This window comes from Nocardioides proteolyticus, assembly GCF_051280635.3.
Classification (GTDB): domain Bacteria; phylum Actinomycetota; class Actinomycetes; order Propionibacteriales; family Nocardioidaceae; genus Nocardioides.
In genome coordinates, this window is record NZ_JBNBPO030000020.1 from 43,622 (window position 1) to 64,095 (window position 20,474).

Here is a 20,474-nt window from a genome sequence, read left to right on the forward strand (position 1 = left end):
TATGGTGCTCGACTCAGCGGCCCGCTCGACGGCGGCCTCCCACGCGGCTCTTTGCGTCCACGACGCGCTGTGCCGCGGTGCGGCATTCGACCAGTGCCTCCGAGTACGTCCCGACCGCCACCAACGCGGCCTCCAGTGACTCCAGCGTTGTGCCGGTGCCGAGATCGGCTGCCGCCTCGAACAGGCCGACGGCTGCCTCCTCGGCCGCTGTCGTCGCCGCTCCCCACGCCTCCGTTGTCCGCGTCACAGCAGCTTGGGCGACCTCCAGCTCGCGGCCGGCGGCAGCCACCCGCTCATGGGCCGCCGCGAGGTCGCGCTCGGTCGCCGCGGGGTATCCGGCGCGCTCGGCCACGACGTCCGTGGCAGCCTGCTCCAGCTCGGAGAGCAGGGCACGCGCGCGCCCCTGTGCCGCGGCGAGCTCACCCTCCTCGGCACGGAGCCGCTCGAGAGCCTCGCGTCGGGTCACCTCACGAGCGCCAGCTCCGACATACTCGGCCCGCTCCTTGGCCCAGGCGCCCCGCGCGGGACCGGCGCCCCAGCGTCCGGCCGAATCGATCCACAGCGCGGCCCCGGAGGCCTCGCCGACTCCCACGCGTGCGAGCACCGATGCCACGATCGGCGCGGGCACGGCGTCGTCCGGGCCGACGGCCGGCGTCAGGAGTGCTCCCAGCGATGCGCTCGCAGCGACCTCGGGGCCGCCCGCTCCGAGCACGACGTCGCCGTGGACGGCGAGCCTGCCGTCCGGGAAGACCCAGGCGTCCAGGAGGCCCGCCGACTGCAGGGCAGCCTCGATCCCCGCCCGGTCGCTCGCGGAGACCCCGTCGGCGAAGTCGGTGAGCCGCCACAGCGGTGCGCCCGCGGCACCCTCGCGCACCGTCGGTGTGCGACCCGGTGCCGCGGGCGGCGTGGGGTCGTGGCCGGCCTCCAGGTCCGCGATCGTGGCCCGGATCTCATCGAGCTGCCCGCCGATACGGTCGATCTCGAGTTCTGCGGCGACCTTCCGTCGGCCCAGGTCGTCCAACGCGACCGATGCTGCCGCCTCGATCTCTGCGCGGACCGGAGACTCCCCGTCCAGGCTGCGCGCCCAGTCGGCGGCCACCTGGGTCAGCTCGTCCACTCCCGAGGCAGGAACCACGACGGCGAGTCCGCTCAGATAACTGCGGACCTGGTCGCGGTAGCCGACGATCGCCTCCTCGAGCGCCGCCGAGGCCGACTGGACCTGCTCGGCACGGAGGGCGCCGGCGGCTTCGGCGTCGTCGAGCGCGCGCCGCGCCCGCGTAGCCTCCTCCTCGGCGACGCGGAGGCGGTCGGCCAGGCGTCGCACCTGCCCGATCTGCTCCCGGCGACCATCCAAGGCACGCCGGGCCGCCCGCTCGTCTCGAGAGATCGACGGGTGGTCGGCTGCCAGGCCCGCGTCGACGGCGAGCCGGGCCGCGGCCTGGTTGTGCCGTTTCGCGGCCGCGAGAGCATCCTCGTGACGGCGAGCGGCCTCCGCTGCAGCCGCAGCGTCCTGCTCAGCCCGGGCGCTGGCCCGCTCGACCTCGCGCGCTGCCTTGTCGGCGGCCGACTCCTGGTCGGTCGCGGCCTTCTCCGCTTGCTCCAGTCGGGCGGCGTTCTTCATCTCCGGGCTCTCCCGGAGCGCCTTCTCCTGCCCCAGCAGAGCACCTTGTCGCTCCCCCGCGACCTGCTTGGCGCGGTCGAGCCTCGCCTCGTCCTCCCACGCCGAGGCGAGCTCATCCTCGGCGGTGCGCAGGTGGCGGCCCGCGTGCTCGAAGGCGGAGTTGGCCAGCCGAACCCCGGTGGTGTGCCGCCGCGCAGCCACCTGCGCGTAGGCGCGATAGAGCTTGAGGAAGTCCGCGGCCGCCTTGAGGGTGTCTCGGGCATCGGCGATGCCGGCGCGCTCCTCCTCCAGGGAGCGGAAGGACTCGGCGACATCGGCGACCACCGCTTGGTCGAGCGGCGCGAGGGCCTCGGTCAGCGCAGCGGAGAGCGCACGCTCGTCGGGTCGCTTCGAGAGCTGCGGCTGGCGCAGCTGGATGAGCAGGTCGATGAGGGCGGCGTACCGGTCCTCGCCGAGGCGGAACAGCGCCTCGTCGACCGCCCGACGGTAGGCCTGTTGGCTGGGGTGGACGTGGCCGTTCCCGGCCAGTGCATCGCGCAATCGCGCGTCAGTCAGCACGGTGCGGTTCTCATCCATCAGCCGCAGGTCGCCGACCCGTCGCGACGTGGTGAACCACCATTGCTTGACGATGCCTCGACCGGCGGCCGCCTTGAGACCGATGCCGAGTGTCAGGAAGTGCTCGATGCCGTCGGCGTCGACACGACCGAACTCGATCCAGGAGTACCCCGTGCGCTCGGAGGAGGCGTGGGCACCGCCGAGGAGGAGGTTCCACTCCATCCGCTTCTTCGGGTCGGCGTCGGGCTCGACACGCCGCGGCGCGATCGAGCCGTCGAGCAGGAACGGCAGGGTCAGCGCCAGCACCTTCGACTTGCCGGAGCCGTTGTTGCCGCGCAGCAGGAGCCGCCCGTCGTGGAACCAGAACTGCTCGTCGTCGTAGTAGAACAGGTCGACCAGCCCGATCCGGAGCGGCTGCCACCGCTCGGTGGAGGGGTGAGGCAGCGCTTCCGAGCCGGCGTCCTGTGGGCGGAGCCGTGCCTGCGTGCCGTTCGGGCTGGTCATCGTGCGTTCCTTTCGGCGATCGTCGGCGCTGCCAGGGCGAAGCGACGCAGCGCGGCCAGCGGACGTACGACGGCCTCAGGTCCGATGCCCTCGACCCGGACGAGGCCGAGGCCCGCCAGCCGATCGAGCGCCTCGGCGACGATGGCGTTCTCCGCTCCTGGCTCGCGGGTGGTCTTTCTCCAGTAGGAGGCGTTCTCCTTCGCCAGGGCCTTCACTCTCCGGCGCAGCGCGGTCACCTCCGTCGCCCCGCTGACGGCCAGGTGCTCGGCGAGCAGGAGGGCGGCATGGCCGTCGGTGCCCTGCTCTGGCATACGCACATCGGTGAGCTGGTCCTCAGGGTCGACCATCGCAATCCCCTCGGCGCGCATCTCCGCCACGAGGCCAGTGGCCTCGGCGATCCGTCGGGTGACGGCGACGCGCTGGCCGCTGAGCAGGTAGTCGCGCTCGGCCTCCGGTAGCTCGTCGTAGTAGACGACCGGGTCGCACAGGAGCCGCCGTGTCACAGCGTGGCGCAGCCTCCGGTGGGCCTCGTCCTCGGTGTATGCCGGCGGCGGCTCGTGCAGGGCGGCCTCGATGTCCTCAATGGTGGGTCCCGGGCCGAGCGCCGTCCCCACGAGCCCTGGCCCGTGCTCAGTCGAGAGCATCGTGGCCAACACCCGGCGGTCGACGTCGTAGAGCGCGTCACCGCCGGACGACACGTAAGCGTCCTCGTCGCCGGCCACGCGGACGAGCACGCCGTAGCCCAGCAGCAGCCGGATCGCGGCCACCAGGTCGGAGCGTTCCTCCCGGTTCCCAAGGGTGAACTCCACGCTCTCCAGACCGGGCTGGCGCGCGGCGAGCACGATCTCGTCGGCCAGCCGACCCAACGAGACCTGTGGGTCCGAGCGATCAAGCACGGCAAGGCAGAGGCACAGCAGCACGTACCGGCGCCGGGTGAAGCCGGGGTCGCCCTTGCGGGCGCGGGCCGGGTGTCGTTGTGCGATCGCGATCGCCGTCGGCCCGTGCGGCACATGCGTGCTGAGCAGCCGAACCGTCTGCGACTCCACGACCAGCCGCCAGCCGGTCTCCCTCTCGAACCACTCCCGCAGCGCGTCGGCATGGCGCCGCGCCAGCCGAAACAGCTCCGGCTCGGTCTGCGCGCGGAGCACCGGCTGCACCAGCAACGCTCGCAGCGCCTTGGTCAGGCCCTCTGCCTCACGATCCTCCAGAGCGCCGGAGATCCGGGGCGCGAGCTCCATGCGGCTCACCCGTACGCCTCCGAGAACTCATCGGCCTCATCGGCCTCATCGGTCGACTCATCGACGGCCGAGACGATGTCGACGAGGTGGTCGGGACCGGACAGTTCCCCCTCGGTAGTGCGGACCACCGCGACGCCGGCACCTGGCACCCGCCGCAGAGTGACGGTCAGCTCCCCGTCGGAGGTGTGCACCTGGGCCGTCTCGCCGCGCGGGCCCATCGCTGCCAGCGCATCGCCGAGCAAGCCGAGGAAGAGCCGGAAGGCGTCTGGGTCGAGCTCGCCGAATGCCGACAGCGGCCGTGGCCCGTGGGTGAGGATCCGGCGACGTGCCGCGGCTGTCTGCTCTGCCTCCTCGCGAGCCCGAGCGACGAGGAGGGCCTTCGCATCGCTGCGGTCGGCGACCCGGACCGCCTTGCCGCGTCGCTCGTAGGAGCCCGTGCGCCGAAGCTGCGGGCTGATCCGAACCGCCGGCGCCTCCGCCCACGGCGTGGCGTTGCCGAGATCAGCTGCCGCCCACGCGTCCTCGGTCTCGCCCGTCACGCTGAGGTGTCGGACCGGCGTCAGCCCGAAGGCGGTGCGCCACAGCCGGTGCCGGTCACCGTCATCGTCAAGGTTGGCGAACCAGCGGGCCAAGGTGAGGTAATCGTGCGTCCGGTCCGTACGCCCGCCCGCATTGTCATGCAAGGAACGGACCACCGCGAGTAGCGACGGGATCGCTGCCCGCGCGCGGGCGCGCAGCAGCTTGGCCTCACTGTCGCGGCCCTGCGAGCTGACGAACCAGTCGGTCAGCCCCGACCACTGCCGCAGCCAGACTTCACGGGCCGCGGCCGCGGCCGTCTCAGCCTCACCCGGCGCAGCGTCGGTAGCCTCGCGCTCGGCGGCGGTCGTGGCCAGGAATTCCACTCCCTCAGGAGGGAACGAGCCCAGCAGCTCCGCGATCGCGGCGCCACGCGTGAGCAGGTCGTGGATGAACCGCTCGAGGTACTCGATCAACTGCTCCTTGTAGGCCAGGAACGCCTCGACGTCGGCGTCGTGCAGATCGATCGTGCGCTGGATCGACCCCATGAATGCCACAGCGTTCTCGGCCAACTCCGCGAACCGCTCGCGAAGGCTACGCAGCGCTTGGTGGGTCCGCGCGGCATCGGCCGGTCGGCCCGCCTGGTGGTCGGCACCGTCTCCCTCAGGTGGGTCAAGAGCACGACGATGTCCTCAAGAGCCACCGACTGCAGGGAGCCACGCGTTCCGAGGGCGGCGTCGTACTGGGCCAACGCCCGCTCGGCAGCCTCGCCCGGACGCGACATCTGGTAGAGCATCCTGCGGCGGTAGAAGTCCTCCAGGGCGGTCACCCGACTCGAGTCGGGAAACGCGAGAACGTTGCCCCAATTGGGGTCAGCCAGGCGCTCCAACGCGTCCGCGACGACCTGCGCCTCGATCGGTTCTCTGCCGTCGACACGCAGCGCGTCAGACACCTGTTCCGGACGGACGTGGACCGTGAACCTCTCCTTCTCTGCCATGAGCGCGCGCATGATGCGCCGGTAGATCGGCGCGTTGGGTGCGCTGAGGTAGGCGAAGGGACCGTACGCGGCCCCGGCGCCGCCACCCGAAGCGACTGGCAAGTCGGTCACGGCAGCAGAGTCTTCCATCGACACCCGACACAGATGCCGATTCCGTCACGTCCCCGACCAGCTGGAGTGAGGGATTTGAACCCGAATCAACTCGCCCCAGATCCGCGCGCCCGCGGTCGGAACCACGCGGAGAACCGCGGAGTGTCATGGGGTGATCGACCCGGTTTCTGGCCGGTTTCTGGCCGCTGGGTACAAATCCTCGGGGTAAATGCAACCGGCCCTGACCAGCGTTTCCGCTGGTCAGGGCCGGTTTTCTTGGTAGCGGGGGCAGGATTTGAACCTGCGACCTCTGGGTTATGAGCCCAGCGAGCTACCGAGCTGCTCCACCCCGCGTCGGTGATCCCAACACTAGGGCATCGGCTGTGCGCCTTCAAAATCGGGGTCAGCCGGGTGGCACGCCTCGCGGTAGGGGCGCGGTCCAGCCGCGGCTCAGGGCCAGCAGCCGCCACCCGAAGGCGACGACGGCGGCAGGCACGGTGGCCAGCAGTAGAGGCAGGGCGAGCTCGAGCCCGATTACGGCGAGACCGGCGCCGGCGAGCGCGGGGATGGCGTAGAGCTCGCCGTGGCGCAGGATGACCGGCACCCGGCCGGCCAGCACGTCCCGGATCACGCCGCCACCGACCGCGGTCACCATCCCGAGCACCGCGGCCGGCACCGGGCCGAGGCCGTGCTCGTGCGCCTTGAGCGCGCCGGCGACGGCGAACATGCCCAGCCCCGCGGCGTCGAAGACGTTGATCACCCGCTCGAACCGCCCGACCGCCGGGTGCCACAGGAAGGTGACCAGGCCGGCGGCGACCGGCGTGACGACGTAACGCCAGTCGACCACCGCAGGCGGCGGTACATCGCCGATGAGCACGTCGCGGATCAGTCCCCCACCCAGCCCGGTGCAGGCCGCGAGGACCACCACGCCGACGATGTCCAGGCGGTTCCGTACGGCGAGGAGCGCGCCGGAGACCGCGAAGACGAAGATGCCGAGGAGGTCGAGGGTGAGGAGCAGCACGGCGGCCGCTCAGCGTCCCAGCCGCCGCGCGACCGCCCCCGCCACGGCTCGCCCGGCGCCCCGCACCCCGGAGGCGAGGAAGTTGGCCCAGTCGAAGTAGTCGCGCCACAGCACGATCCGGCCGTCGTGCACCTCGAAGGTGCCGCACACCCAGAACTCCATCGCGAACGGCCCGCGCATCAGGACGTCGATCCGCTCGGTCAGCACGACCGGGCCGTTCGCGGCGATGTTGCGCATCTCCACCCGGAAGCCCGTGCCGAACCGCTCCAGGGTGCGGAGCTGGTTGCCGACCGCGCGCTTGCCGCGGGTCCCAGGCAGCGACACGTTCTGGTAGTAGACGTCGTCGGAGCAGAGCTCCAGCGCGCCGTCGATGTCGAGCTCCTCCAGCCGGGCGAGGAAGGCCTCCACGACCTCGATCTCGGTCATCGGGCTACTCGCTGTCGCGCCGGTTGGCCAGCCGGACCGCGCGCTCGACCGCCTCCTGCGCCCGGTCGAGCTCCTCCACCCAGCCGGCCGTGTCGCCCTCGGCCTGCTTCGTCTCGGCAGCGGCGAACGCGTCCCCGGCCTCGCGGAGCGCCTCGGCGATCTGCTCGTCGAGCGTTCCGGACGGCTCCTCCGGGGCCTCGGGCTCCTCGGGGTCCTCGTCGGGCTCCCGAGGCTCCTCTGGCGTCTCCTCGCCCTCGTCCAGGTCGACGCCCAGGGCCTGGCCCAGCGCCGACGGCAGGTCCTCGGCGATGCCGACCTCCTCGCCGTACTTCACGATGACGAACTGGAGGATGGGGAAGCTGGAGTCACCGATCGTGCGTACGGCGTACACCGGCTGGATGTAGATCAGCCCGCCCTCCACCGGCAGCGTCAGCAGGTTGCCGAAGCGCGGCGGGGTCTGCCGCTGCACGTTGAGGTCGCGCAGCGCGTCGAGGACGACGTCGTCCTGCTGCGTCTCGTTGGCGACCTGGCCGGGACCGGGCGTGTTCGGGTCGGTGATCTCGAGGATCCGCAGCTGCCCGAAGTCCTCCTTCGTCGCGTCCGAGTTGACCTGCAGGTACGCCGCCAGGGTGCCCTTGTCCCGCGGGACGAACACCGAGGTGAGCGACCAGTCGTCGGTGCCGTCGACCCCCGTCGAGAACAGCCGGTACGGCGGCTGGAAGACCGCGCGCCCCGTCACGTTGGGGTCGGCAGGCACCTGCCACCGGTCGTTGCCGGAGTAGAACTCCCCCGCGTCTGTGACGTGGTACTTCGCGAGCTGGTAGCGCTGCACCTTGAACAGGTCCTCCGGGTAGCGAAGGTGCTGCATCAGCTCCTCGGAGATCTCCGACTTCGGCAGGACCGAGCCGGGGAAGACCTTCATCCAGGTCTTCAGGATCGCGTCGTCCTCGTCCCACTGGTAGAGCCGGACGGTGCCGTCGTAGGCGTCGACGGTCGCCTTGACCGCCGAGCGCATGTAGTTGATCTCGTCGGTCGGGATCGTCTGCAGGCCGGTCTCCTCCTGCAACGAGTCGTCGATCATCGCGTCGAACGACTCCCGCTGGGAGTTCGGGTAGCGGTCGCTCGTCGTGTAGCCGTCGAGGATCCACTGGATCCGCCCGTTGACCACCGCGGGATAGGGGTCGCCGTCGACGGTGAGCCACGGCGCCACCTTCTCCACCCGCTCCAGCGGCGTGCGGTTGTAGATCACCTTGGAGTTGTCGTTGACCCGACCGGAGAGCACGAAGTTGGGCTCGCCGAACTTGATGGCGTACATCAGCTGGTTGAAGGTGCTGCCGACCGGCACCCCGCCCTTGCCGTCGTACGTCGTGCGCTGGTCGCCCTCGTCGTTGTCGGTGTCGGCCAGCCCGAGCTCGACGTCGTTGGCGCCGCTCCCCGACTTGCCCACGATGCTGTACGACGGCCCGCTCTCGCCGAAGTAGACGCGGGTCTCGAACTCCTCGGCCTTGGTCAGGTCGTCGCCGCCACCGGTGTTCTCGTCGGTGCGGATGCCCTCGGCCCACACGATCCGGCCGTTGACCTCGCTGCTGGACAGCCGGTTGCCGTAGGCCGCGATCAGGCCCTCGCCGTGGGTGTAGACGGTGTGCAGGTTGGACCAGTTGGGGTCGGGGATGCCGGAGGGGTCGAGCTCGCGGACGCCCAGGACCAGCGGCACCTCCTTGCCGTCGATCGTGTAGCGGTCGACGTCGAGCACCGGCGGCAGCGAGTAGTAGGCGCGCAGGGCCTGGCGCTGCTGGAACGTCTCGCGCACCTGCTGCGGGTCCACGACGGGTGTCTTCGTCAGCTGGCCCAGCACGGTGCGACCGCGCTCGGCGCTCGGGTCGCCCTCGGGGATGCCCTTGTAGGGCTCGCTCTCGATGTCGCTGAGGCCGTAGGCCTCCCGGGTGGCGTCGATGTTGGCCTGGATGTAAGAGGCCTCCTTGTCGGCCTCCGACGGCTTCACCTGGAAGTTCTGGACGATCGCCGGCCAGATCATGCCCAGCAGCACGGCGGACAGCGCCAGCAGCGCGAGGCCGACCGACGGCAGCTGCCAGGTGCGGCGCCACACGTTGAGGAAGAACAGCACCGCGCAGATCAGGGCCACGCCGACGAGGATGTTGCGCGCGGGCAGCAGCGCGTTCTCCGCGGTGTAGTTCATGCCGGTGAACAGCCGGTGGTCGTTGGTGACCAGGTCGTAGCGGTCGAGGAAGTAGTCGACCGCCTTCGCCAGCACGAAGATGCCGAGCAGCGCCGAGAGCTGCACCTGGGCGGCGCCGGAGAGGCGGTCGTGGCTGACCTGGAGCCGGATGCCGCCGTACAGGTAGTGCACGACGGCCGTGGCGATCAGGGCGACGATCGCGGTCGCCATCACGAAGTCGACCAGGAAGTGCCACCACGGCAGGTCGAAGACGAAGAAGCCGATGTCCTTGCCGAAGTAGGCGTCCTCCTCGCCGAACTCCTCGCCGTTGCGCCACATCAGGTAGCTGCGCCACTGGCCGATGGCCGAGGTGCCGGCGAAGATGCCGACCACCAGCGCCACGCCGCCCAGCAGCCAGCTGCGGATCGGCGTGACCGCGTCGCGGTAGCGGTCGACGCTGCCGTCGCCGCCGGCCATCCGGAAGAGCGGCCGGAAGCGGTAGGCCAGGTGCATGTTGACGGCGACCGCCGCGCCCATCAGCACGCCGAAGACGAGGAACAGCCCGACCCGGGTCCACAGCAGGGTGCTGAAGACCTGGCCGTAGCCGACCTCCTTGTACCAGAGCCGGTCGGTGTAGATCGACGCGAACGCGGTGAGCAGGAAGAACCCGACGACCAGGATCACGCCGGTGATGACGAAGGCGCGCGCGCGGCGCCCCGAGCGCTCGGGCGCCGGGCGCTCCGGCTCCTCGTCGAACAGCTCACTCATCGGTCCCACCCATGGGTTCGTCCTCCAATGTGCTGCGCAGCAGCTCCAGCAGGGCCGGCACCAGGTCGACGCCGCCCATCACCGCACTGTCCTCGTCGTGACTGCGCATCCGCAGCGCACAGTATGTCGCGCCGTGGCGCGTCACCCCGGCGACGATACGCACGTCCTCCTTGTCGGGGTGCTCGCGCGCGAACTGCTCGGCGGCCGCAGGGTCCTCCGGCACCAGCCCGTCGACGGACGGCGGCAGCACCAGCCGCTCCACCACGGCGGCGCAGCCGGTGACCACGTCGGGCCACACGATGCCCGGCAACGCCTGCTCCAGCTCCTGCCCGGCCGGCAGCGGGTCCTGCTCGATCGGCGTGAGCGAGCCGCGCTCGTCCGGGGAGTCCAGACCGAGCTGCGCGGCCAGCGCCGGCTCCTGCTCGACGAGCTGGGCGGTGTCCACCAGTGCGTAGAGCCGCGCCGGCTGGTCCCACCCGGCGCGCGCGTGATGTCCCTCGATCTCCAGCACCGCCGCAGCGAGCGCCGGGTCGACGTCCAGCTCGTAGTCCATGGCTCGCTTCGTCCGCTCGTCTCGGGTCAGCAGGTCGGGAGCTTGGCGTCGTGGTCGCCCGCCCACTTCTCGAGGGCCACCCGGGCCTCGTGCATGGTCGTCGCCTTCACCAGGCGCAGGTCGGTGTCGAGCCCGGCGACGTCGGGGCAGTTGTCCTCCGGCACGAAGAACAGCTCCGCGCCCGCCTCCTCGGCGCCCGCGATCTTCTGCTCGATGCCGCCGATGGCACCGACCGTGCCGTCGGGCAGCAGCTCACCGGTGCCGGCCACCGCCTCGCCGCCCGTCAGCGAGCCGGGGGTGAGCGTGTCGTAGATGGCGAGCGCGAACATCAGCCCGGCGCTCGGGCCGCCGACGCTCGGGTCGACCCGCAGGTTGATGTCGAAGGGGAACTGGTAGCCGAGCCCCAGGTTGACGCCCACGCGCGGCGTGCCGTCGTCGATCTCCGGCTTGACCCGGACCTCCAGCTCCCGCTTGCCCCGCTTGATGTCGAAGACGACCGGGCTGCCGTCGTCGTGGGCACGGACCGCCTTCACCACGTCGTCACCGGTCTCGACCTTCTTGCCGTCGACGGCGAGGAAGATGTCGCGCACCAGCAGCTTGCCATCGGCCGGGCTCCCCGCGTCCACGTGCGAGACCTGGACGGCCGCCGGCACCTCGTGGCCGAGCTCCTCCAGGGCGACCGCCTTGGCCACGTCCTGGGAGGTCGTCATCTGGATGGCGCCCTCGATCTCCTCGTCCTCCGCGGTGCGGTCGGCCGGGTGGACGATGTCGTACGGCACGACGGCCCGGTCGGGATCCAGCCAGCGCGCCAGCGCGTCGCCCAGGGTCAGCTTGTCGCCGTGGGCGGAGGCCACCACGGTGGTGAACCGGATCTGGCCCTCGTCGTAGTAGGCCTTGTGCCCGTCGACCTGCACGAACTCCGCCTCGTCGGCGTCCTTGCCGAGGATGTCGAAGGTCGGCCCGGGGCTGTAGGACCCGTACGGCAGCGGCACGGCGAGCGCGACGCCGGCGAGGATGAGCACCAGCGGCCCCGCGATGCACACGGCGATCAGGCGCTGGGTCATGGCGCCTACCTTCTCAGACCGGCGAAATCAGGACGCGCGGCGGTCCCTGGCGGCCTGGTCGTCGCCGGTCGCCGGCGGGCCGGCCGGGGCATCGTGCTCGGCCGCGTCCCCGCTGATCACCACGGGACGCGCCTTCGAGGGGCGGACCGCGACGCCCGTCGCCCGCTCCGGCGTACGACGCTCCACGGCGTAGCCCGGCCGCCTGCGCTGCTCCCGCGACAGCGCCTCGCCCAGCCTGCGGGCCGCGGTCTCGCGGTCGACCTCTCCGCGGCCCTCGCGACCCCACCACGAGACCCACGCCATCGCGGCGAGGGTCACGACGGCCGCCGGCAGCAGCCAGAGCAGGATCTCCACCGCACGAGGGTAGGCCGGGGCGGCGCCGGGATCGGCCCGCCACGCCGCTGCGGCCACCGGCTCAGGGCACGCCCACCCACTCGTCGCTGCCGTCGGCGAACCGCTGGTGCTTCCAGATCGGCACCTCGGCCTTGAGGGTGTCGATCAGCGCCCGACTGGCCTCGAACGACGACCCGCGGTGGCCTGCGGTGGTCGCGACCACGACGGCGAGGTCGCCGATGGCGAGGTCGCCGACCCGGTGCACCGCCGAGACCCCGGTGACGTCGTGCGCGTCGGCCACCCGCTCACAGACCTCCCGCAGCCGGGCCAGGGCCGTGGGGTGGGCGGAGTAGGACAGCCCCGCCACGTCCTGGCCGTGGTCGTGGTCGCGCACCCGGCCGACGAACAGGACCAGGCCCCCCGCCGTGGCGTCGTCGAGGCTGTCCAGCACGTCGGTCACCGAGAGCGGCTGGTCGGAGATCTCGACGAGGCGGACGGCGGGGTGGCTCATGGAGGCAGCCTAGTCAGGGTGATGCCGGGGTCTTCCCGGGCGCGCGAGGTTGGTGGAGCGGCGTAAATTCGGGGCATGAGCAACCAGCCGGGCGACGACCAGCCGAACCCGTTCAAGGGCACGCCGTTCGAGCAGATCTTCGGCGCCCTGGGCGGCGGGTTCCCCGGCCCCGGTGGCGGGATGGCCTTCTTCCAGCAGCTGCAGGGTCTGCTCCAGCCGCACGAGGGCCCGCTGAACTGGAAGGTCGCGAACGACCTCGCCCGGCAGGCGATCGGCCAGGAGCCCGACCCGGCGGCGACCCGCCGCGACCAGGACCGCGTCGCCGACGCCGTACGCCTCGCCGACCACTGGCTCGACACGGCCACCGGGTTCGCGTCGGGCGTCTCCACGACCGCCGCCTGGAGCCGCGCCGAGTGGCTGGCCGAGACCCAGCCGGTGTGGAAGGTGCTCGTCGAGCCGGTCGCCGCCCGGTCGGTCACCAGCCTCGGCAGCGGCCTGCCCGAGGAGATGAAGGCCGCCGCCGGCCCGCTCATCGGGATCATGGGCCAGGCGGTCGGCGCGATGCTCGCCACGCAGATCGGCCAGGGCCTCGGCGCGCTCGCCGGCGAGGTGCTGACCGCCTCCGACATCGGCCTGCCGCTGGGCGCCCACGGCAAGGCGGCGCTGGTCGTCAGCAACGTCAGCGCCTTCGCCGACGGCCTGGACGTCAGCGAGGACGACGTCGTGCTCTACCTCGCGCTGCGGGAGGCCGCCCACCAGCGGCTGTTCGCGCACGTGCCGTGGCTGCGTGAGCACCTCATCGGCGCCGTCACCGACTACGCCCGCGGGCTGGAGATCAACGCCCAGCAGATCCAGGACCGCGTGCAGGAGCAGCTGCGCGGGATCGACCCGACCAACCTGGAGTCGATGCAGGGGCTGCTCGAGGGCGGCCTGTTCGACCCGCCGCAGACCGAGGCCCAGACGGCCGCCCTGGCCCGGCTCGAGATCGCGCTGGCGCTGGTCGAGGGCTGGGTCGACGAGGTGGTCAGCCAGGCCACCGAGGAGCGGATGCCCGCCGCCGCCAAGCTCCGCGAGGCCGTACGACGCCGCCGGGCCGCCGGCGGTCCCGCCGAGCAGACCTTCGCTGCTCTCGTCGGCCTCGAGCTGCGGCCGCGCCGGCTGCGCGACGCCTCCACCCTCTGGGGCGGGCTGCGCGCCCGCTCCGGGCAGGAGGCCCGCGACGGCGTGTGGATGCACCCCGACCTGCTGCCCACCGCGGCCGACCTCGACGACCCGCTGACGTTCCGCGCCGAGGCCACCGCACCCGAGGAGCTGTCGGCCGACGAGTTCGATGCCGAGCTCCGCAAGCTGCTCGACGGCCCGGGCGACGCGACTCCGGGCGACGCGACCTCGGGCGACGAGACCCCGGAGGCGTGACCCCGCCCGACGGCCTCCACGCCGACGCGCTCGCCACCCTGCGGGCGTGGACCGCGCCGAGCCCGGACCAGGAGCGGCTCCGCCGCCGGCTCGTCGACCACCTGGAGTCCACGGCCGACGGCATGTGGCGGTCGTCGTATCCCGACCACCTGACGGCGGGCACCCTGGTGCTCGACCACACCGGCGACCGGGTGCTGCTCAACCTGCACCGCAAGGCCGGCCGGTGGTTCGCCTTCGGCGGGCACGCCGAGGAGCAGGACGCCACGCTGGCCTCCGTCGCCCTGCGCGAGGCCCGCGAGGAGAGTGGCATCGCCGACCTGGCCCTGCACCCCGAGCCCCTGCAGCTCGACGTCCACGTCGTGCCCTTCTGCGACCCTCGCGGCGGGGTCAGCCACCTCGACGTGCGGTACGGCGCCGTGGCCTCCCCCGACGCCCGCGAGATCACCAGCGAGGAGTCCCTCGCCGTCCGCTGGTGGTGCGTCGACGCCCTCCCCGACCTCGAGCCCAGCATGCTCGACCTCATCTCCCGCGCCCGCACCCTCCTCCCCTGACCCACGAGGTGGCGCGTTCCGGCGCGCGAGGTGGCAGGTTTCGGCGCGCGAAGTGGCAGGTTTCGGCGCGCGAGGTGGCACGCTCCGGCGCGCGAGGTGGCAGGTTCCGGCGCGCGAGGTGGCAGGTTTCGGCGCGCGAGGTGGCAGACCTGACCCATCCAGGCTCGCCTTACGGCTCGACTCGGCTCGATGGAGCTCAGTCGACCTCGCGGCTGGGAGTGCCGACCTCCTCCGACGGCGGGCGGGGCAGTCGCGCCGCGTCGGACCACCCGGCCAGGTAGCCGCGGGCCTTGTCCGACGCCGGGTAGTGGGCGACCCAAGCCCAGAACTTGTCGTTGTGCCGGGGCTCGATCAGGTGGGCGAGCTCGTGCACGATGACGTAGTCGATCACCCAGTCCGGCATCCGCTGCAGCCGCTCCGACAGCCGGATGCTGCGGTCGCTCGGCGTGCAGGACCCCCACCGCGACCGCTGGTTGCCGACCCAGCGCACCGACTCGGGCACCGCGATGCCGCCGAGGTACTCGTCGCTGAGCCGCTGCGCCCGCGCCACCAGGTCGGCCTCGGTCCACTTCCGCGGCGCCGACTGCCGGCGCTCCTTGCGCTCGACGCGGGCCACCATCCGGGTGACCCAGTCGCGCTCCTCCTCGACGGTCAGGCTGGCCGGCACGAGCACGACGATCGTGTCGCCGTCCCGATAGGCCGAGACCGTACGACGCCGGCGCTCCGACCGTCGTACCTCGACCCGCGGCTTGCTCCGCGCCATGGCCTGACCCTACGACTCCGGAGCCGCTCGCACCGGCTGACGCGCGGCGCGCTCAGGGCCGGGCCCACTCCAGCAGCCGCTCCCGCGGCCAGGTGTTGACGATGCGGTCGGCGTCGATCCCGGCCGCCTCGGCGCGCTCGCAGCCCAGCAGCGGGTAGTCCAGCTGCCCCGGCGCGTGGGCGTCGCTGTCGATCGAGAACAGGCACCCGATGTCGCGGGCCAGCTCGAGCAGCCGGGTCGGCGGGTCGCGTCGCTCGGGCCGGGAGTTGATCTCGACCGCCACGCCCTCCTCCGCGCACGCCTCGAACACCGCGCGCGCGTCGAACTGGGACTCCGGGCGGACACCGCGGTTGCCGGTGACCAGCCGGCCGGTGCAGTGGCCGAGCACGTTGGTGAAGGGATTGCGGATCGCGGTGACCATCCGCCTGGTCATCTGGTCGGCGTCCATCCTCAGCTTCGAGTGCACGCTCCCGACCCGGACGTCGAGCCGCGCGAGCATCTCCTCGGTCTGGTCGAGCCCGCCGTCCTCGAGGATGTCGACCTCGATCCCCCGCAGCAGCGTGAACCCCGACCCGCCGAGGTGCTCGTTGACCGCCGCCACCACGTCCAGCTGCCGGGCGAGCCGCTCCGCGGACAGCCCACGGGCCACCTTCAGCCGCGGTGAGTGGTCGGTCAGCACGAGGTACTCGTGGCCCACCTCGAGCGCGGTCATCGCCATCTCCTCGATGGGCGAGCCGCCGTCGGACCAGTCGGAGTGGGAGTGCAGGTCACCGCGCAGCTTCGCCCGCAGCGCCATCCCGGCGCTGTCGGCGGTCAGCGCCGCGCCATACTCCCGCTCGACCTCGGCCAGCTTGTCGGGCACCCGCCCCTCGACGGCCTGGACGATCACCTTCGCCGTGCTCGCGCCCACCCCCGGGATCTCGGTCAGCGTGCCCGCACCGGCCCGCTCGGCCACCTCCTCGGGCGAGAGTCGCAGGATCGCCGACGCCGCGCCCCGGTAGGCCTTGACCTTGTAGCTGTCGGCCCGGCCCCGCTCCAGGAGGAAGGCGATCCTCCGCAGCGCGGCGACCGGCGTGCCGGCGTACTCCTCGTGCCCCTCGTGCTCGCTCACGTGCTCCGACTCCCGCGTCCGTCAGAAAAGTTCTGTCCACAGGCAGTGGAAGAACCTGTGGGTTGCATCCTCGCTGGTCACCCGACAGTACGACGCCCGCCCGCCCCGGTTCGCTCGGCCCCTCGTGGGCGCCCCCTCCACAGGGTGCCCACCACCCAGGGCCACTCATCCACGGGCGCGGACCCTCCTCCACAGCCGCGTCCACAGCGTTGTCCACAGGCCGACACGCGGCAGGATTGACCGACCTCGGAGCCGCTGCCTAGCGTCGTGTCGGACGAGGCCCCCGGGGCCGCGACTCCTCGCTCGCAAGGGGAAGGCAAGCGAGGGGCCGCCCAACCGGGGGCCTCGCTGCGTTACATGGGCCGAGCGTGTCTCCGGCGCAGGGACCGGGCGAGCAAGCTCGCCATCGGCGCCTCCCGCCACGCTGCCGGCCGGGTGCTCGATTGGCCGAGCGCGTCTCCGGCCCAGACCGGGCGAGCAAGCTCGCCATCGGCGCCTCCCGCCACGCTGCCGGCCGAGGTCAACGGGGCCGAGCGTGTCGGCGCCGCAGACCGGGCGAGCAAGCTCGTCATCGGCGCCTCCCGCCACCCCGCCGACCTGGGGCCCCGTCACGCTGCCGGCCGCCGAGCCCTACCGGCCCTCGAAGACCGGCGCCCGCTTCTCCTGCGCAGCTCGGATGCCCTCCTGCAGGTCGGCGGTGGCGAGGGTGACCGGCTGGGCCAAGGCCTCCCAGTCCAGGCACGCCTCGAGGTTCGCGTGACCGCGCTGCAGGGCCGACTTCGTCAGCCGGGTGGCGATCGGCGCCGCGCCGGCGATGGCGGCAGCGGCCGCCAGTGCCTCGTCGCGCAGGGCATCGCCATCGACCACCCGGGACACCAGCCCCAGCCGGAGCGCCTCGTCGGCCTCGACGATCCGGCCGGTGAGGAACAGGTCGCGGGCCGCAGCGGCACCGACGACCTCGGGCAGCAGGTAGGTGCCCGCCATGCCGGGGTGGATCCCGAGCTTGGTGAAGGGCACGCCCATCCGCGCTCCGGTCGCCGCGTAGCGGATGTCGCAGGCCAGGGCCAGGCACAGGCCGGCGCCGATCGCGGCGCCGTTCACGGCCGCGATGGTCGGGACCTCGAGCCGCCGGATCGCCAGCCAGGAGCGGTAGAACGGCAGCATCCGCGTCCGCAGCTGGTCGACGGTCGCCTCCGGGTCGGAGGCCAGCCACGACAGGTTGCCGCCGGAGCAGAAGGCGCTCCCCTCGCCGGTCACCACGACCGCCCGGACGGTCGGGTCGGCGGCGAGGTGGTCGACCGCCGCCACCCACGACGCGGTCATCTCGTCGCTCATGGCATTGCGCATCTCCGGCTGGTCGAGCACCAGCAGCGCCACGCCCTCGCTCGGTCGCTCCAGGCGCAGGTGGGCCAGCGGGGGCTCCGGCGGCGGCAGGGGCGATTTCGGGGCCGGTTCAGACATACCGGGCACGCTACTGCGCCTCAGGAGGCGCGTGTCGTAGGGTCAGGGAGGTTCGGAGCATCCCTCCGGACACCGACGGGCTTCCCCGACGTCCCCGTCGCGACGACCCAACGAACACAGATGAGCAAGGAGGCCGTCATGGCGGAGACCTGGAGCGGCGAGTTCTACTGCGTCAAGTGCAAGGCCAAGCGTGAGGCCGAGGGCGAGGTCAAGGTCAACGAGAAGGGCACCCGGATGGCCAAGGCCGTCTGCCCCGAGTGCGGCACGAACCTCAACCGGATCCTCGGCAAGGCCTGACACAGGCCTGCAGACCGATCGTCGCGGGCGGCTCCCCACGGTGGGGCCGCCCGCGACGCATTTCCGGTGGCCGCCGGTCGGCGGGCCCCCTGTGGATGAGCGCTGCGGCCGGACCCGCCCGGGTGCGACGCTGCGGGCATGCCGTCCATCCTCGGGAGCCGCCGCCTCGCCCTCCGGCCCGGCGTTCCCGTGCTCGCCCGTTCCCCCGGCGTGATCCAGGTGGGTCTCGACGAACCGTCCGTCCGGGTCGACGACGGCCCCGACGTCGCCCGCCTCCTCGCTGCACTGAGCAGCATGGGCGGCCTGCCGGAGGAGCCCGGCGACCTCGCGCCGGCGGCCGACCGGGTGCTCGCCCGGCTCCGCGAGGCCGGCCTGGTCGTCCCGATCGCCGCGGCCGAGCGGGTCGCCGACCCGAGCCTCACCACGCTCCGCGCACAGTTCGGCCCCGACGCCGTACGACGCCAGGCCGCGCGTGCCGAAGCCGCGGTCGCCGTCCGGGCCGACGCCGCCGCCGGGGCGCTGATCGAGCCGCTCCTCGCGGCGGCGGGCCTGCGAGCGGTGGACCCGGGCGCCAACGAGGCCGCGGTCGAGCTCGTCGTGGTGACCGGCACGGTCGCTCGCGACCGGCTCGACCAGCTGACCCGCGACTCGATCGCCCACCTGGTGGTCAGCGGCAGCGCCGCCGGCCGGCGGGTGGGGCCGTTCGTCGACCCCGGCCGGACGGCCTGCCTGCGGTGCGTCGACGCCCACGAGTCGCTCCACGATCCCCGTCGACCGCTGCTCCTCGCCCAGGCCGCCACTGCCTCCGCGGCGGAGCCGCCCCCGCGTGACCCGCTGCTCGACCAGCTCGCGCTCGCGTGGGCGGTCCGCGACCTGGCCCGCTTCGTCGAGGGCGACGAGCCCAGCACCTGGTCCACGACCGTGGACCTCGGCCCGGGCGGCGCCCCGGAGGTCACCCGCTGGGGACGCCACCCGTGGTGCGGGTGCTCCTGGGACGCCGTCCTCGAGCTCCCCTGAGGCGGTGCGCGTCAGCGTCACCCACCGAGGCCGCCCACCGAGGCCGCCCACCGGGGCCGGTCCCCGGCGCCGCCCTCCGACCGCCTCCGCACCGTCACCACCACTCGCTGTCGAGCTTGGCCTCCATCGACCGCAGGTGCTCGCGCGAGCACTCCTCGCAGTACCGCCTGACCCGCCCGCGCTCGACCGAGGTCACCCAGGTGACCGGCGGGTCGTCCCCGTCGGCCCGGCGCCCGCAGAAGTCGCACAGGACCATCACGTCTCCCAGCGTAGGCAACCGGCGCCCGGACCGCCGCGGTCCGCCGTACCTCGAAATGCCGAAGGGGCCGGACCCGACGGTGGTCGGTTCCGGCCCCTTCTTCTTCACCCGCGATCAGGTGTCTCCGAGGAGGTCCCCGGAGGTTCTGATGGGGCGGCCGTGGCGATGGTCGCCACGCGTTCCCCCAGTCCCGCTGTTGTCCGCGAGGCGGACGTCAGAGTGCGCGAGCGAGGGCGAGACGAGCCTGCTGCGCTGCGCGCTCGGCCTTGCGGCTCAAGCGACGGGCGCGGGCCATCCGGGTGGCCACGCGCAGCTGCTGCGCCTCTCCCAGGCGCCTGGACATCTGCGCGCGGGCCAGGTCTTCACTCATCAGGTCGTACATCGTGGTGCTCCAGTCTTCGGTTCGGTTTCAGGAAAGTCGTGCGGTGTGTTCGGTGCTGGTCACGCGGCGGCGTCCTTGCGCGGCCGGCCCCGGGGCCGCTTGCGCGGGATCACCACGCCTGCCAGGAAGAGCTGCCCTCCCCAGACGCCCCACGGCTCGCGCCGCTCGAGGGCGCCCTCGAGGCACAGCTGCTGGACCGGGCAGTCCAGGCACAGCGCCTTCGCGGCCTCGACGTCCGACGGGGACTCGGCGAACCACAGCTCCGGGTCGTTCAACCGGCACGGCAGCAGCTCGTCCAGCGTCGGCTCGAGAACACTGGTCGTCATCTGCTTTCACCTCCTCTACTTCTGACCTGATCGCGTTGGTCGTTTCCTTGGTGGGACCTGCGACTTCGCGCGAATCTCGGTCGGAGAAGCACGAAGGCCGCGGATCCCGGTCTGTTCGGGTTCCGCGGCCTGGAGGCTGCCGATCTGGTGACTAGGTCAGATCGGTGGGCTCCAGGCGGGGAGACCCGGGACGTACACGGCGTCGATGCACGTGTGGTCCATGCCGGTGGTGGCGCGGTCCCGCTTGACGGCCTTGACGCCGGCGACGACGCCGCCGAACGGCGCAAAGGCGGCGTTCGGCGCGGTCGGACGCGCAGCGATGCCCTGGACCTCGAGGGTCGCGAGGGCGGAGGCGGCGTGGCCGGGGGTCGCGGACAGGGACAGCGGAAGCTGCCAGGTCGTCACGGTGTAGTTCTCCATCGGTCGCCACCTCCTTCGGTGTCTGTCGGGCGCCAGCCTTGCCAGGGCTGCGGTGCGCACTGTGGTTCGTTCTGGTCAAGGACCGTAGTGGTCCGCGG

The 20,474-nt window shown here is 72.4% G+C and carries 21 protein-coding genes, 1 tRNA gene and 1 pseudogene; 4 read left to right on the top strand and 19 right to left on the bottom strand.

Features of this window, described 5'->3' with window-relative positions:
• Positions 1-13: 13 nt before the first annotated feature.
• The 12 genes and pseudogenes from ACPOLA_RS12995 to ACPOLA_RS13050 form a co-directional block, all read right to left on the bottom strand.
• A complete protein-coding gene (locus tag ACPOLA_RS12995) occupies positions 14-2,680 on the bottom strand; it encodes a TIGR02680 family protein (RefSeq protein ID WP_435770867.1) in 2,667 nt (888 codons plus the stop codon).
• Positions 2,677-3,918 (bottom strand): TIGR02678 family protein, encoded by a 1,242-nt coding sequence (locus tag ACPOLA_RS13000; RefSeq protein WP_435770902.1) that lies wholly within the window; start codon positions 3,916-3,918, stop codon positions 2,677-2,679. Before ACPOLA_RS13000 ends, ACPOLA_RS12995 begins: the two co-directional genes overlap by 4 nt.
• A gap of 5 nt (positions 3,919-3,923) precedes the next feature.
• Positions 3,924-5,036, bottom strand: a complete 1,113-nt coding sequence (locus ACPOLA_RS13005) for a TIGR02677 family protein (RefSeq protein ID WP_435770903.1) — start codon at positions 5,034-5,036, stop codon at positions 3,924-3,926.
• Between the two features lie 47 nt (positions 5,037-5,083).
• A pseudogene (locus ACPOLA_RS13010) lies at positions 5,084-5,560 on the bottom strand (DUF2397 family protein); the annotation flags it as partial.
• Positions 5,561-5,798: 238 nt separating this feature from the next.
• Positions 5,799-5,875, bottom strand: a tRNA-Met gene (locus tag ACPOLA_RS13015).
• 49 nt (positions 5,876-5,924) lie between these two features.
• Positions 5,925-6,542 carry a trimeric intracellular cation channel family protein gene (locus tag ACPOLA_RS13020; RefSeq protein ID WP_435770868.1) on the bottom strand — a complete coding sequence of 206 codons (618 nt, stop codon included), beginning with the start codon at positions 6,540-6,542 and terminating at the stop codon, positions 5,925-5,927.
• 9 nt (positions 6,543-6,551) lie between these two features.
• Positions 6,552-6,968 carry a limonene-1,2-epoxide hydrolase family protein gene (locus ACPOLA_RS13025; RefSeq protein ID WP_435770869.1) on the bottom strand — a complete coding sequence of 139 codons (417 nt, stop codon included), beginning with the start codon at positions 6,966-6,968 and terminating at the stop codon, positions 6,552-6,554.
• 4 nt (positions 6,969-6,972) lie between these two features.
• Positions 6,973-9,912, bottom strand: a complete 2,940-nt coding sequence (locus ACPOLA_RS13030; protein ID WP_435770870.1) for a UPF0182 family membrane protein — start codon at positions 9,910-9,912, stop codon at positions 6,973-6,975.
• Positions 9,905-10,465 (bottom strand): PPA1309 family protein, encoded by a 561-nt coding sequence (locus tag ACPOLA_RS13035; RefSeq protein ID WP_435770871.1) that lies wholly within the window; start codon positions 10,463-10,465, stop codon positions 9,905-9,907. The genes ACPOLA_RS13030 and ACPOLA_RS13035 overlap by 8 nt, the downstream gene beginning before the upstream one ends.
• A gap of 26 nt (positions 10,466-10,491) precedes the next feature.
• Positions 10,492-11,529, bottom strand: coding sequence for a YlbL family protein (locus ACPOLA_RS13040; protein ID WP_435770872.1), 1,038 nt, complete (start codon positions 11,527-11,529; stop codon positions 10,492-10,494).
• Between the two features lie 27 nt (positions 11,530-11,556).
• Positions 11,557-11,883: a hypothetical protein gene (locus ACPOLA_RS13045; protein ID WP_435770873.1), complete on the bottom strand. Its 327-nt coding sequence runs from the start codon at positions 11,881-11,883 to the stop codon at positions 11,557-11,559.
• A 61-nt stretch (positions 11,884-11,944) separates the two neighbouring features.
• On the bottom strand, positions 11,945-12,373 hold the full coding sequence (locus ACPOLA_RS13050) for a molybdenum cofactor biosynthesis protein MoaE (RefSeq protein ID WP_435770874.1): 429 nt from the start codon (positions 12,371-12,373) through the stop codon (positions 11,945-11,947).
• A gap of 75 nt (positions 12,374-12,448) precedes the next feature.
• Here ACPOLA_RS13050 and ACPOLA_RS13055 point away from each other — a divergent pair, with 75 nt between their 5' ends.
• Together ACPOLA_RS13055 and ACPOLA_RS13060 are read left to right on the top strand one after the other, a co-directional pair.
• Complete coding sequence (locus tag ACPOLA_RS13055) at positions 12,449-13,789, top strand: zinc-dependent metalloprotease (RefSeq protein ID WP_435770875.1); 1,341 nt, start codon at positions 12,449-12,451, stop codon at positions 13,787-13,789.
• Positions 13,786-14,340, top strand: a complete 555-nt coding sequence (locus tag ACPOLA_RS13060) for an NUDIX hydrolase (RefSeq protein WP_435770876.1) — start codon at positions 13,786-13,788, stop codon at positions 14,338-14,340. The genes ACPOLA_RS13055 and ACPOLA_RS13060 overlap by 4 nt, the downstream gene beginning before the upstream one ends.
• Before the next feature lie 196 nt (positions 14,341-14,536).
• Here ACPOLA_RS13060 and ACPOLA_RS13065 read toward each other — a convergent pair whose 3' ends face one another.
• The 3 genes from ACPOLA_RS13065 to ACPOLA_RS13075 form a co-directional block, all read right to left on the bottom strand.
• Entirely contained in the window at positions 14,537-15,103 is a 567-nt protein-coding gene (locus ACPOLA_RS13065) for a M48 metallopeptidase family protein (RefSeq protein ID WP_435770877.1), read from the bottom strand.
• A 52-nt stretch (positions 15,104-15,155) separates the two neighbouring features.
• Positions 15,156-16,214 (bottom strand): PHP domain-containing protein, encoded by a 1,059-nt coding sequence (locus ACPOLA_RS13070; RefSeq protein ID WP_435770878.1) that lies wholly within the window; start codon positions 16,212-16,214, stop codon positions 15,156-15,158.
• A 630-nt stretch (positions 16,215-16,844) separates the two neighbouring features.
• The gene (locus ACPOLA_RS13075) at positions 16,845-17,675 is read right to left on the bottom strand and encodes an enoyl-CoA hydratase/isomerase family protein (RefSeq protein WP_435770879.1); all 831 of its coding nucleotides are present in this window, start codon (positions 17,673-17,675) and stop codon (positions 16,845-16,847) included.
• A gap of 138 nt (positions 17,676-17,813) precedes the next feature.
• Between ACPOLA_RS13075 and ACPOLA_RS13080 the strand changes: the two genes are divergently transcribed.
• Positions 17,814-17,972, top strand: a complete 159-nt coding sequence (locus ACPOLA_RS13080) for a DUF5679 domain-containing protein (RefSeq protein WP_107776774.1) — start codon at positions 17,814-17,816, stop codon at positions 17,970-17,972.
• Between the two features lie 138 nt (positions 17,973-18,110).
• Complete coding sequence (locus ACPOLA_RS13085; protein WP_435770880.1) at positions 18,111-18,989, top strand: hypothetical protein; 879 nt, start codon at positions 18,111-18,113, stop codon at positions 18,987-18,989.
• A 94-nt stretch (positions 18,990-19,083) separates the two neighbouring features.
• Here ACPOLA_RS13085 and ACPOLA_RS13090 read toward each other — a convergent pair whose 3' ends face one another.
• The 4 genes from ACPOLA_RS13090 to ACPOLA_RS13105 form a co-directional block, all read right to left on the bottom strand.
• Positions 19,084-19,248, bottom strand: a complete 165-nt coding sequence (locus ACPOLA_RS13090) for a hypothetical protein (RefSeq protein WP_435770904.1) — start codon at positions 19,246-19,248, stop codon at positions 19,084-19,086.
• A 214-nt stretch (positions 19,249-19,462) separates the two neighbouring features.
• Positions 19,463-19,618 (bottom strand): putative WhiB-interacting protein, encoded by a 156-nt coding sequence (locus ACPOLA_RS13095; RefSeq protein WP_435770881.1) that lies wholly within the window; start codon positions 19,616-19,618, stop codon positions 19,463-19,465.
• Between the two features lie 71 nt (positions 19,619-19,689).
• Entirely contained in the window at positions 19,690-19,956 is a 267-nt protein-coding gene (locus ACPOLA_RS13100) for a WhiB family transcriptional regulator (protein ID WP_435770882.1), read from the bottom strand.
• Between the two features lie 156 nt (positions 19,957-20,112).
• On the bottom strand, positions 20,113-20,376 hold the full coding sequence (locus tag ACPOLA_RS13105) for a hypothetical protein (protein WP_435770883.1): 264 nt from the start codon (positions 20,374-20,376) through the stop codon (positions 20,113-20,115).
• Between the last annotated feature and the right edge of the window lie 98 nt (positions 20,377-20,474).